The sequence below is a fragment of the Frankia sp. AiPa1 genome, from assembly GCF_023243075.1.
Classification (GTDB): domain Bacteria; phylum Actinomycetota; class Actinomycetes; order Frankiales; family Frankiaceae; genus Frankia.
This window is the reverse complement of record NZ_JALKFZ020000177.1, coordinates 1-13642: the sequence shown is the minus strand read 5'-3', so window position 1 is coordinate 13642 and position 13642 is coordinate 1. Positions and strand designations below refer to the sequence as shown.

Here is a 13642-nt window from a genome sequence, read left to right as displayed (position 1 = left end):
GCATGCGCCGCTCAGGGCGGAGTCAACGCGCGGCGGTCGACCTTGCCACCGGGCGTGACGGGCAGCGTGTCGAGGACCGTGACAGTGCTCGGCACCATGAACTCGGGCAGCCGCTCGCCGCAGTGCGCCAGCAGGTCACCGACCAGCAGGTCCGCGGCGGCCCCGTCGGCGACGATGAAGGCGAGCAGCCGAGGGGCGGCACCGTCCCGGGAGAGCACGACCGCCGCGCGCCGCACCCGTGGATGGGTGGCGAGCGTCGCCTCGACCTCCTCGAGCTCGAGACGCATCCCGCGGATCTTCACCTGGTTGTCGGCCCGGCCCACGAACTCCAGCCATCCCTGGCTGTTCCAGCGGGCAAGATCCCCCGTCCGGTACATCCGGTTGCCGCCGCCGCTGAACGGGTTCGCGACGAACCGGGCCGCGGTCAGCCCGCCGTTGTGGGCATAGCCACGGCCGAGCAGGAATCCGGCCACATAGAGCTCACCGACCTCGCCATCCGGCACGAGCGCCAAGGTGTCGTCCAGGACGTGCAGCTGGGTGTGCGGGTTCGGCCGGCCGATGGACGCGGCGAGGCGGGCGTCGTCGTCCCGATAGATGACGTGCGAGACGCCGATCGTCGTCTCGGCCGGGCCGTACCCGTGGTAGAGCGCGGTGCCGAGCTGCTCGCGGAAGCGGGCGAACAGCGCCGGCGTCAGCACCTCACCGCCGCACCAGACGTGGCGCAGCGAGTCCAGATCGGACGTGCCCGCCGCGGCCTCGAGCAGGATGTCCAGCATGGAGGACACGAGATAGACGAAGGTGACCTGCTCGTCGGCGATCAGGTCGAGCAGGTAGCCAGGATCGAGCTCGCCCTCGGGCTCGGCGACGACGAGCCGTCCGCCACTGACCAGCGGCAGCAGGATCTCGTTGATCGAGATGTCGAACGACAGCGGAGCCTTGAACAGCGCCGCGTCGTCGGCGCCGAAGCCGAACAGGTCCTCGACCTGCCAGCGCAGCCGCTCGGCGATCGCGTCCTGGCGGATCATCGCGCCCTTGGGCGCCCCGGTCGACCCGGAGGTGAACATGATGTAGGCGAGCCCGTCGCCCGGGATCGACAGGTCCAGCGGCTCGGCCGACCAGGTGCCGAACGCCCAGGCGGTGAGGTCCACGCCCACCGCCGGCACCCCATCCGCTGAGCTGGCCGGCGGCGCCCCCGTGATGACCAGGCGGGCCCGCGCGTCGGCGAGGACCCGTCGGCGGCGCTGCTCGGGCCAGGCCGGGTCGACGGGGACGAACGCCCCCCCGACCACCATGGCCGCGAGCACCGCGACGACCATCTCCGCCGAACGGGCCAGGCGAATCCCGACGACGTCCTCGGGGCGCAGGCCTCGGTCCCGCAACGCGCGGGCGAGCTGGAACACGTGCGCCCCGAGCTCGGCGTAGGTGAGCCGCACCTTATTCCCGGCCGATACGGGATCCCCGGCCAACGCGGGCGCGACCAGGGCCGGGGCGTGGGAGCCGAGCCGCACCCGGGTGGTGAACATCTCGGCGACGGTCGTGGTGGACCGCGGCTCGCTGGTGTCGTTCCAGGAGGCGAGTGTCGCCGGCTGCACAGCCATTTCCATTTACTCCCAGTGCCGATGTGCAGGTTAGCAAGTAAGGTTTACCTATGCAACGGCTCAGAACCTGGCGTACATCTCGTCCGGGATGATCGGCTGGTGGTAGGTGCATGACCCGGACAGCACGGTCGAGCCATGCAGACGCGACTTGGGGATCAGGATCTTGTCGCCATCCCTGAGCGAGATCTTGTGGGTGACGTTGTTCCAGAAGTGCATGTCCCCCGACTCGATCATCACCAGGCGGTGCTCGTCGTGGACGTGTGTCGTCGACGTCTCGTCGCAGGACTCCACGAACGTGTCCAGGTCGACCTCGATCCGTTCCTCGGTCAGGTAGGCGTTGATGGCCTCGGCCTTGGCCTTGTGCTCGTCGATCGCGTCCGCCCAGACGAGCTGCTCGGCGAGGTCCCGGTCGTGGCGGCGGGCGAGGTGAGCGGCATCGACGAACCCGGCGTGGAAGGCGTGCAGCGCGTCCTCGCCCCACACCGCGACCAGCGGCGCGAGCAGCACGTCCACCAGCTCGTCCAGCGCCCCGGGACCGGCAGCCCCGGCGAACAGGGCCGGGCGGACGTCGAAGGCCTGCGCCACCGCGTCCGCCCACCCGCCGGCGACGGCCGCGTCGTCGATGCGCTGGTGGACGTACGCGCCGAGCAGCTCGGCGTGTCGTTCGGGCGCGCGGGACAGCTGGTGCAGGTGGTTGCCACGGGCGAGTGCGGTGTTCAGGTAGAGCTGCCAGTAGGCGCCGACCGTGGCGGTGAGCCCGGCCGCGCCGAGCAGCGCCGCCCACGCCGGGCCGTCGGTGACCCAGCGTTGGTAGTCGTCGAACAGCACCGCCCGGGCGCGTGGTTGGGTGAGGTCATACTCGCCCAGGGCCGCGCGGGCGGCGGCGGTGCGCGCCGCCGGCAGGTAGGCCGACAGTTGTAGCAGCGCGAACGTCGTCGCCTCCCGCCGGTCCCGGGTGCCGCGCAGCGCGACGAACGCGTCCCCCGGGTGGTCCCGGCGGGCCTCCCACAGGCCGTGCAGCTCGGCGCGGACCGCCTCGAGGCTGGTCGACGCGAGTCCCGGCCGCTGCCCGGCGAGGAACGAGAACAGGTGCCGCTCGAGCACCGGCCGGGCCAGCGCCCCGCGCAGCCGGTTGTCCGCGCTGTAGAAGTCGGCGGCGTCCCGCTCGGCGGCCTTGCTGATGCTCCCGGTGCTCCCGGTGGTGCCCCCCACCGGCAGGTGGAGCAGGTCCGCGTCGTAGATGTTGCGCAGCATCCGGTGGCCGAGCAGGCCGGACAGCTTCAGCATCTGGTCGCCGCGCAGCGGCTCGCCGTAGTCCAGCCAGCCGAGGTCGGCCGGGCGGACGGGCCGCCGGTACGGATCGTCCTCGGTGGTCAGTTCCTTCCACTCGGCCGCCCGGAACGCCGGGTTCGCCGCGAACGCCCGCACCAGCGCGTGCGCTCCGGGCCCGTGCTGGGCGTCGATCACCTGGGCGGCCAGGCTGTCAGTCATCGGCTCCTCTTCCCGCTGGTGTTCCCGCTGGAGTGGTTGTGGGCGCCCAGGCGGCGGGCGAGATCCTCGACGGTGCTGTGCGCGTACAGGTCGGCGAGCGCGACGCGATGGCCGAGCTCGCGGCCGAGGCGGGTCTGGACCTGCCCGAGCAGCAGCGAGTGGCCGCCGAGGACGAAGAAGTCGTCCCGAGCGCCGACCCGCGTGCCGCCGAGGACCTCCGACCAGGCGTCGGCGATCTGCCGCTGGAGGCCGGGGGCCGGCTCGACGTGCTCGGCGGGGGTGCTCGACGTCGACGGCAGGCCCGCGGCGGCCACGAACACATCCGGCACCATGTGCCGGGGCAGCCACCGCCCGAGCCATTCCCGCGGGCCGAGGAACTCGATCTCCCCGTCGGTGCGGAACCGGGCCAGGTCGCCGGTGGCGTACATCCGGCTGCCGGCCCGCGGGCTGAACGGGTCGGGAACGAAGCGATCCGCGGTACGGCGCGGGTCGCCCAGGTAGCCGCGAGCCAGTGGCAGCCCGCTGACGAACAGTTCACCGACCGTGCCGACCGGCACCGGGTTGTACTCGGCGTCGAGCACCCGCAGCTGGGTGTTCGGGTTCGGCCGGCCGATCGTCACGTGGGCGGCGGCCGTCGCCGGCTCGAACACCCGGTGGGACACGCCGATCGTCGCCTCGGCCGGCCCGTACCCGTGGAACATCCACGCGTTCCACTGCTCGCGGAAGCGCCGGTAGAGCTCGTCCCCCATCGTCTCGCCGCCGCACCAGACGTAGCGCAGCGACCGTCCCGCCGTCGGCGCCGCCGGATGGTCGAGCATCGCCTCGAGCATGGACGTCGCGACATAGCAGAACGTAACCGAGTGCTCGCGAATAATCTCCAGCAGTGCCCCCGGGTCGCCCTCGACCCCCGGCGGTGCGACGACGAGCCGGGCCCCGGCGACCAGCGGTAGGAAGATCTCGTTGATCGAGATGTCGAGCCCGAGCGGCGCCCGGTGCAGCACGACGTCGTCGCCGGTCAGCCGCAGCAGGTCGACCTGCCAGCGCAGTCGGTTGCAGATCGCCTGATGCCGGATCATCACCCCCTTCGGCTCACCGGTGGACCCCGAGGTGAAGGTGACGTACGCCAGATTCTCCAGATCGACCTCCGGCCCGGCGGCGGCGGAATCGGCGATCATGGTGTTCCGCGGAACCGTGTCCGCGGCCGCCGGAACGAGTCGTCCGGCGAGGTCGAGCCGCAGGCCCGGCACCGCCGCGATGGGCAGGGTGACTCCCTGCGCGGCGACGATGGCGGTGATCCCGGCGCCCTCGGCGACCGTGGCGATCCGGCGCGCCGGCCAGGATGGTTCCAGCGGGACGAAGGCCCCACCGGCCCGCAGGACGCCAAGCAGCGCGACGATCAGGGCGGCCGACCGCGGCACGCACACACCGACGGTGACCTCCGGACCGACCCCGGCCGCCCGCAGCGCCTCGGCCACCGCGTCGGCCCGCCGTTCGAGGTCGGCATAGGTGAGCGTGACGCGGCTACCCGCGGCGACGACGGCGGCGGCGCCCGGGGTGCGGCGGGTCTGGTCGGCGACGAGGTCGGTCAGACAACGGTCGACCAGGGGCTCCACCCGCCCGCTCGGCCAGTCGTCGACGACGAGGTGGCGTTCGGCGGCGGTCATCGGGTCGAGCTCGCCGAGGATGGCGTCGGCGCCGAGCTGCTCGCACAGCCGGGCGAGCCGTCCGGCGAACCGCTGCGCGTCGGCGGCGGTGAACACGCCGGTGTCGACGACGGCGCTCACCGTGATGGTGCCGCCGTCGTCCTCGGCGAGCAGGGCGAGCGGCAGCCCGCCGCCGCCACCGGTACCCAGCCGCAGCGGCTCGGCCCGCAGACCCGCGAGGGTGATGTCGCGGGGCAGCGGGGTCTGGTAGTGGACCAGGACGTCGACCAGCCCGCCGCCCGCCGCCGCGCCCCGGGAGGGCCGGCCCTGGCCGAGCCCGGCGCGCACGGCGCGCACGACCTCGTCGAACGGCGCGTCCCCGTGGTCCCGGGCCGCCCGGGCACGCTCGCGGACCGCGTCGAGCAGCGCTCCGAACGTCTGGTGGGCGTCCGCCCGGACGCGCAGCACCACGAGGTTGTCGAAGTTGCCGGCGACCCCGGTGAACCCGGACCGGTCGCGTCCGGGCACGCAGGCGGCGACCGCGATGTCCGCCTGGCCGGTGCACCGGTGCAGCAGGACGATCCCGGCGGCGAACAGCACATCGGGCAGGCTGCTTTCGTGGGCGGCGGCCAGGTCGCGCAGCCCGCGGCTGACCCGCGGGGTCAGGGTGATCCGGTGCTGCCCGCTCGGACGGCCGACGGTGGGCGTCGCCGCCGCGCCGGCGAGGGCGGGGGTCAGCGGCGGCGGTGGCGGGGTGAGCTCCTCGCGCCACCAGGCGAGCTGACCGGCGATCTCCAGCCGCCGCTCGGCGGTGGCGGCCCGCCGGGCATGGTCGACGTACTGGGCTGGCGGCGGGCCGAGCTCGGCCCGGCGGGCCTGGCAACGCGCCTCGTAGCCAGCGGCGAGATCGGCGAGCAGGACCTCCCAGCCGGACTCGTCCCCGGCGATGCGGGCGAGGACCAGCTGCAGCACATGGTCACCCGGACCGACCCGGACGAGCTGGGCGCGCAGCGGGATCTCGTCGGTGATCTCGATCGGTTCCTGCCCGAACGCCACCACCGCCGCCCGCAACGCCCCCTCGTCGGCCGGGTCGATGAGGTCGAAGGCGTCGATCGGTGCGGTGGCGTCGCCGGCCGCGTCGCGCAGCTCGACGGACAGGTCGCGAATGGTGACCGTCAGCAGGTCGACCCCGAGCCGGGTGAGGGCGACCACCGTCGGCTCGCCGGCCGCGTCCGCCGGGTAGACGGTGCGCAGGATCTCGTGCCGGTCGACGACGTCGTGCAGGGCGGCGCTCAGCGCGACGACGTCGAGCGGACCGGTCAGGTGCAGCCCGAGGCAGAGATGCTGGGCGTGGCCGGCCGGATCGAGCCGGTGCAGAAACCAGAACCGACGCTGCGCGGACGACAGCGGCACGGCTTCCCCGCGGTTCACAGCGAGACCGCCGCACGCTCGACGTCAGCACCCGACGCCACTGGCGGGCGCGTCCGGCCCATCCGGCGCCGCAGGCTGCGCGGCCGCAGGTCGGACCAGGTCGACGCGATGCTGTCCAGGCACTGCTCGCGCGTCCCGACGACGGACGTGTCGAACCAGCCGAGCGCGTTGCGCCGCCCCGCCGGCCACACCGAATACTGCTCCTCGGCGTTGACGACCACCTTGAACAGCTCGGATCCGGCCGGCACGCCCGCCACGGCGCGGGAGCGGGCGCGGTCGGCGAGGAAGGGGCAGCCGTCGGCGACCGTCGCGTCGTCGCGCAGGAAGTACTGCTTCCACTCCCGGTTCGCCGGGTCACCGAAGGAGCCGAGCAGCGGAGTCGAGTCGACCTCGTCCATCCGGCGCAGGCGCTCGCGGATCGTCCTGCGGGCGGCCGCACCGCGCGGGGTGTAGGGCTCGAGCCCCTCGAAGACCCAGCGCGGCTGGAAGGTGATGGTGAAGACGGGGCTGCTACGGCTGCGCAGCCGCTGGTGGGCCGGGGTGTTGCAGACGACGAAGATGGGAGTACCGCGGAAGCTGAACTCCCAGCCGGGATCGTCGGTCTCGGTCGGGATGTCCGACGGCCAGGGCTCGCCGTCCCCGTCATGCAGGTACTGCAGCAGCGACCAGAAGCGCTGTTCGTAGGCGATGACGTCGGCCTGCTGGCCGGAACTGAAGAAGACGACCAGCGAGGTGTTGCGGGAGATCTCCTGGTAGACGGACAGATAGGTGGCGAGGATGTCCGGCAGGACGGGCCACGTCCGCCGGTCGTCCAGGTCGTCGACGAAGCCGAAGCGCAGGCCGCCACGGTTCGCCGCCGCCACGGCGAACACACAGGGGAACGGCTCCTCGGTGGACGTCAGCGTGTCCATCATGGTCTGGACGCAGCCCGTGCCCCAGGCCGGCAACGGGCCGAGCGTCAGATCCTGGACGGCCTCGCGATGGGAATCGGTCACTGGTCTCTCTCTTCGGGCTCGTCGGGGGCTGGGCTGGTCAGGTGAGTTCGGCGGCGCGGTCGGCCAGGGCGGCCAGGGCCCGTTCCCAGGCGGCGGCCAGGTCCCGCACGGCGGTGGCCGGCGGCGCGTCGACCCCGGTGGTCCACCGCGCGGTGAGCTCGGGACCATCCGGGCCGTCGAGAACCCGTACGATGACGCTCAGTGGGAACGGGTCGGGCTGGTCCTCGTTCCAGTCCGCGAACAGGACCTCGTCCTCCGCCGCGACCGACCAGTCGGTGATCTGGCCGCGGGTCAGCCGTCCCACGTAGTTCAGGTAGATCGCGGGCGACGGGCCGGCCGCGAGCGTGGGCGCGGTGCGGGGGTTGAGGAAGCGCAGCATGCTGTAGTCGGTTCCGCCGTCGGGAATCCGCGCCATGAGCGCCCGCACCCGGGCGACTGCCGAGTCCACCGCCCCGTTCCGCGGCTGCGCGAGGTTCGCGGGCGGTTCAAGCAGGAACGGGTAGATCTCGGCGAGCCAGCCGACGGTGCGGGACAGATCCTGGTCGTCGACGATGTGTTCCTGGCGTCCGTGCGACTGCATCGCGACCAGCAGCCGGGCGTCCGCGCCGAGCGTCTCGGCGGTGGCCAGCGACAGCGCCGCGAGCAGCAGCTCGTCCACGCCGATGCCGAACGCGGCGGGCACCGTCGACAGCAGCGCCGCGGCCCGCTGGGGCGGCACACTCACCGTCACCGTCGTCGGGCCCGCCGACTCCGGCTCCGACGGACCGCCGCCGGCCCAACGAGCGGGGGCCGCGCGGGACAGCAGATCCGCCCAGAACGGCAGCCGCGCGTCCGTCCGCGGGTCACGGGCGCGGTCGTCGAGGCGACGGGCCCAGTCGGCGAACGGGACCGCAACGGGCATCAGGTCCGGCGACCCGCCGGCCCGCACCGTGCCGGCCGCGGCGGCGAGGTCCTCGAGCATGACCGACCAGGACACGCCGTCGATCAGCGCGTGGTGGACGATCAGCAGCAGCCGGCCGGGGCGGTCCGCGCCCGCGTCCAGCCAGACGGCCCGCAGCATCTGGCCGGAGTCCGGGTCGATCTCGGTGTTGGTGGCCACGGCCAGCCCCGACAGCATCGCGAGCCCAGGCCGGCTACCGAAGCCGTCACCGGCGGCGAGTTCGGTCGCGTCGACCCGCCGGACCAGGCCGCGCACGTCGAGGCCGCCGCGTGGTGCGATCGTCAGTGACCAGGCCGGCCCGCCGTCGGCGCCGGCTCCCGGCGTACGGACCAGCCGGGCCCGCAGCACCTCGTGGTGGTCGACGACGGCGGCGAGGGCAGCGACGAGGGTGTCGAGGTCGAGTTCCGCCGGCGTGCGCAGCAGCACCGGCGAGGTGAACGAGGCGAACGCGAGCCGCTGCCCGATCCGGCCACCCCGGGCCCGCGCGGACTGCAACGCCGGCGTCGGCGGCACGCCTCGGGAAGCGCCGTTCGACGTGGAACGGGCCGGCCGGGAGGCCCGGCGGCGGGTGACCGTGGCCAGGGTCGCGGGGGTGCGGTGGTTGAACAGCTGCCGCGGGGTCACGGTGAATCCGGCGGCGCGGATGCGGGTGACCAGCCGCATCGCGACGATGCTGTCGCCGCCGAGGACGAAGAAGTCGTCGTCGACGCCGACCTCGTCGGCACCGAGCACCGAGGCGAACGCGGTGGCCAGCGCCGACTCGATCTCGTTCGCGGGAGCGCGCCGTGCCGTGGGCCCCGGCCCGCCGACCGCCACTGTCCCACCGGCCAACCCGGTGCCGCCGGCCCGACCGCTGGGGAAGACGACCGGCTGGCCGGCGTCGTCGGTCACCTCGAGCGCGGCGATCGGCGCCGCGGGCGCGGCGGCGATCGCGCCGAGCAGATGGCGCAGGCAGGTCGCCATCCGTTCGGCGGTGGAACGATCGAACAGGTCGTCGCTGTAGGCGACGCCGAGGGTCATGCCGCCGGGCCGTTCGACGAAGTCGAAGGACAGGTCGAACTTGGCGGTGGCCCGGCGCACCGGCTCCGGCCGCCCGACGATCCCGCCGAGGTCAAGCTCGTCGACGACGTCGGACGCCGCCAGGTACACGATCATCACCTGGAACAGCGGATGACGGGCCAGCAGCCGGGGCGGGTTGACCGCGTCCACCACCCGGTCGAACGGCAGGTCCTGGTGGTCGAGGGCGGCCAGGTCGCCGCGGCGGACCCGGCCGAGCAGCGCGCCGAACGACGGGTCGCCGGACAGGTCCGTGCGCAGCACCAGCGTGTTGAGGAAGAACCCGACCAGGTCGTCGAGAGCGGCGTCACCGCGCCCGGAGACGGGGGTGCCGATCGGGATGTCGTCACCGGCCCCCATCCGGTGCAGCAGGGCGGCGACGGCGCAGCGCAGCACCATGAACAGGCTCGCGTCGTGGTCCCGCCCGAGCGCCCGCAGCGCGGCCACCAGGTCGGGCCCGATCGACGTCTCGACGATCCCGCCGGCATGGGTCGGTTCGTCCGGACGCGGCCGGTCGAGGGGCAGCGCGAGCTCCACGGGCAGGCCGGCGAGGCTCTCGCGCCAGAACCGCCGGGACGCGGCCGCGGGGCTCGCCGGATCGGACTCGTCGCCGAGCAGACCGCGCTGCCACAACGTGTAGTCGACGTACTGGACGGGCAGCGGCGCCCAGTCCGGCGCCACTCCGGCGGCCCGCGCCCGGTAGGCGGCGGACAGGTCGCGCGACAGCGGCAGGTCGGAACCCTCATCGGCGGCGATGTGGTGGACAAGCAGCTGCGCGATGTGCAGCGTCGGCGAGCAGCGCACGACACTGACCCGCACCGGCACCTCCCGTTCGAGGTCGAACGGGTAGGCCGCGGCCCGGCCGAGGAGGTCCGCGCCAGCCGTCCAGTCGATCACCTCGAAGGAGACACCCGCCTCGGCCGGGGGAACAATCCGCTGGATGGGTTCGCCGTCGGGAGCGGGAAAAACGGTGCGCAGCGCCTCGTGCCGGGCGACCAGGTCGTCCACGGCGGCGCGCAGCGCATCGAGGTCCAGGGGACCGGTCAGCCGCCAGGTGAGCGGGATGTTGTAGGTGGGGCTCGGCCCCTCGACCTGGCCGAGGACCCACAGCCGCAGCTGCGCGTGGGACAGCGGCGGCTGGTCCGGGCGGGCGCGGCGGCTGACGGACGGGCGGGCCGCCCCGGCGGCATCCATCCGCCGGGCGAGCCGGGCCACGGTCGGGTCCTCGAAGACCACCCGGGGGGTGATCTCCACGCCGAACGTCGAACGAATCGCCGCGCACAGGCGCATCACCAGCAGCGAGTGGCCGCCGAGGGCGAAGAAGTCGTCGTCCACGCCAACCCGCTCCAGGCCGGCCCGCTCCAGGCCGAGGACGGCGGCGAACCGCTCGGCAAGCAGCTCCTCGCGAACGTCCCGGGGCCGGCGGCCACCGCCGGTGACGGGCGCCTCCGGCTCGGGCAGCGCGGCCCGGTCCAGCTTGCCGTTGACGGTCCGCGGCAGCCGGTCCACCACGACGACCGCCTGCGGCACCATGTAGCCCGGCAGCACACCGCCCGCGTAGGCCCGCACCGCCTCCCCGAGCGCGGCGGCAGGTGCGGGCACAGCGTCGGGCACAGCCTGATCAGGTACGACGTATGCGACGAGCTGCAACGCGGGCGAGGCGTCCGGGCGGAAGCACACCGCGGCCTGGCGGACGCCCGGCGCCGCCGCCAGGGCTCGCTCGATCTCCCCGAGCTCGACGCGGAATCCACGCAGTTTGATCTGGTCGTCCACCCGGCCGAGGAACGCGAGCGAGCCGTCCGATCGGCGGAGGGCACGGTCGCCCGTGCGGTACATCCGCTGTCCCGGTAGGCCGAACGGGTCGGCGACGAAGCGGCCCGCGCTCAGGCCCGGCCGGCCGAGGTAGCCGCGAGCCAGCCCCGGTCCGGCCAGGTACAGCTCCCCGGGCACCCCGTCCGCGACTGGCTCGAGCGCCGGGTCCAGCAGGTATGCGCTGGTGTTCGCGATCGGCGCCGCTGGGACTGCGTCGCTGTGCCAGCCGTAGGCGTCCACCGAGTACTCGGTCGGGCCGTACAGGTCGTGCACGGCCAGGCCGGGGATGGCGCACAGCCGCTCCCACAGCGGCGCCGGGGTCGCCTCACCGCCGACGAGAAGGACGCCGGGCCGGTGCGCGTCCGGGCGCAGGAAACCGTCCTTCATCAGTTCCTGCAGGTGGGTCGGGGTGAGGTCGAGGACGTCGATGCGGGCCGCCTCGATCTGGGCGACGAGCGCGGCGGAGTCACGGACGGTGTGCTCGTCGACGACGTGCACCTCGTGCCCGGCGAGCAGCCAGAGCAGCGGCTCCCAGGAGCCGTCGAAGCTGAACGAGGCGGCGTGCAGGACTCGCAGCGCGTCCCGCTCGGGCCCGGCGACGCGTTCGGCCGGGGCGACGAGGTCGACGACATGCGAGCCGAACAGGTTGACCAGCCCGCGATGGGTACCGACGACCGCCTTGGGCCGACCGGTCGACCCCGAGGTGTAGATCACGCTGGCCGCGCTGGACGGCTCGGGTCGCCGGTGCGACGCGGGGGCCAGGGTTCTGGGGGCCGGGGCCGTGGGGGCATCGAGCAGGACCAGGTCCGGCAGGTCGGCCAGGTCCGGCAGGCGGGTGGCGAACTCCCGGGTGGTGAGGATGGCCGCCGGGGCGGCGTCGGCGAGCAGGAACGCCAGCCGCTGCGCCGGCTGCTCGGGGTCGAGGGGCAGGTAGCTCGCGCCCGCCGCCAGCACTCCGAAGATCGCCGGAACCATATGTGCCCGGGGCAGGGCGAGCGCCACGACCGCCTCGGGACCGACCCCTCGCCCGGCGAGCAGACCGGCTACCCTCGCCACCTCGCCCGCGAGCTCGGTGAACGTCAGCCGGCCGGCCGCGGTGACCAGCGCGACCCGGTGGGGATGGGCGGCCACCGCCCGCTCCAGCAGGTCGGGTACCGCCGGTCCGGCCGGCTCCCGGCGCGGTCCGGCGGCGGAGCGCAGGGCGGCGGCGCGCTCGTCGTCGTCGACCAACGCCAGCCGGCCGACCGGGCGGTCGGGATTCCGGACGATCTCGGCGAGCAGCCGGACGAGCCGGTCGGCGAGGCGGGCGCCACTGGCCGGGTCCAGGACATCGACGGCGAACTCGATGAGCGCGGTGATCTCGCCGGTGGCCGCGCGGTCGATGAACGTCACGTCCAGGTCGAACTTGGCGCTGCCGGCCTCCGGGTTGATCCAGCTCACCGGCAGGCCGAACAGGGCCCGGTCGTCGCCGCCCAGATGGTGGTAGCCGGCCATCACCTGGAACAGCGGGTTGACGCCGGGGGTGCGCCGGGGGCGGCAGGCCGCGACGACGTCCTCGAACGGCACATCGGCGTGGTCGAAGGCGGCCAGGTCGTTGTGGCGGGTGCGGGCCAGCAGCTCCCGGAACGTCGGGTTGTCGGCGAGATCCGTGCGGATCACCAGCGTGTTGACGAAGAACCCGACGAGACCGTCGAGCGCCGGATCGGACCGTCCGGCGACGGGCACGCCGATCGGGATGTCGTCGCCGGCACCGAGCCGGTGCAGCAGGGTGGCCAGCGCCGCGTGCACGAGCATCGACATGCTGGTGCCGCTCGCCGCGCACAGCGCGCGCAGCCCGCCCGTGACGCCTGTGGGCAGGACCCGGGCCTCGCGGCCGGACACGCCGTCGCGGACCGCCGGGCGCGGCCGGTCCAGCGGCAGGGCGATCTCCGCCGGCATACCGCGCAGCGCGTCCAGCCAGAAGGCGAGTTGGCGGGCGGCGACGCTGTCCGGGTCCGCCGGGTCGCCGAGCAGGTCGCGCTGCCACAGCGTGTAGTCGGCGTACTGGACGGGCAGCGGCGCGAAGCCGGGAGCCCGCCCGGCGAGCCGGGCGGCGTAGGCGGCGTCCAGGTCGAGCAGGAACGGCCGGTCGGACCACTCGTCGGTGGCCATGTGATGCAGCACCATGAGCAGCACGTCGGCGTCCGGCTCGCGCAGAACGTGCACCCGCAGCGGCGGTTCGTTGGTCAGGTCGAACGGCCGCGCGGCCGCGGCGGTGATCTCCGCTGAGGTCACTGTCTCGAGCGTGACCTCGATGCGGCTCGCGGCGGCCGCCGGATCCAGGATGCGCTGGTGGGGCACGCCGTCGTCGGCGGCGACGACGGTGCGCAGTACCTCGTGCCGGTCGACGAGGTCGGCGATGGCGGCCCGCAGCACGGCGAGGTCGATCCGGCCGGCCAGGCGCAGGACCAGCGGGTAGTTGTAGGCGTCGGTGCCGTTGACGAGCCGGTCCACCAGCCACAGCCGGCGCTGCGCCGGGGACAGCGGGATGTGCTCCGGCCGGGGTCGCGCCGCGCGCAGCGGCGGGCGGGCCGCCGTCGCGGGGGGGGGGGGGCGGCCCCCCGCCCCCCCCCCCCCCCCCCGCGCCGCGCCCACCCCCCCCAGCGCCCGGTCCACGCCCCCCCCCCCCCCCCCCCC

General features: G+C 74.1%; 5 protein-coding genes. All 5 read right to left on the bottom strand.

The window, feature by feature from the left end:
- Positions 1-11: 11 nt before the first annotated feature.
- From MXD95_RS22330 to MXD95_RS22310, 5 genes are read right to left on the bottom strand one after another with little or no spacing between them, the layout of a single operon-like run.
- Positions 12-1598 (bottom strand): amino acid adenylation domain-containing protein, encoded by a 1587-nt coding sequence (locus MXD95_RS22330; RefSeq protein WP_250642651.1) that lies wholly within the window; start codon positions 1596-1598, stop codon positions 12-14.
- Positions 1599-1658: 60 nt separating this feature from the next.
- Entirely contained in the window at positions 1659-3089 is a 1431-nt protein-coding gene (locus tag MXD95_RS22325) for a cupin domain-containing protein (protein ID WP_250642650.1), read from the bottom strand.
- Positions 3086-6163 (bottom strand): non-ribosomal peptide synthetase, encoded by a 3078-nt coding sequence (locus MXD95_RS22320; RefSeq protein ID WP_250642649.1) that lies wholly within the window; start codon positions 6161-6163, stop codon positions 3086-3088. Before MXD95_RS22320 ends, MXD95_RS22325 begins: the two co-directional genes overlap by 4 nt.
- Positions 6160-7158: a YqcI/YcgG family protein gene (locus tag MXD95_RS22315; RefSeq protein WP_250642648.1), complete on the bottom strand. Its 999-nt coding sequence runs from the start codon at positions 7156-7158 to the stop codon at positions 6160-6162. The genes MXD95_RS22320 and MXD95_RS22315 overlap by 4 nt, the downstream gene beginning before the upstream one ends.
- Before the next feature lie 37 nt (positions 7159-7195).
- Entirely contained in the window at positions 7196-13621 is a 6426-nt protein-coding gene (locus MXD95_RS22310; protein ID WP_250642647.1) for a non-ribosomal peptide synthetase, read from the bottom strand.
- Positions 13622-13642 lie beyond the last annotated feature (21 nt).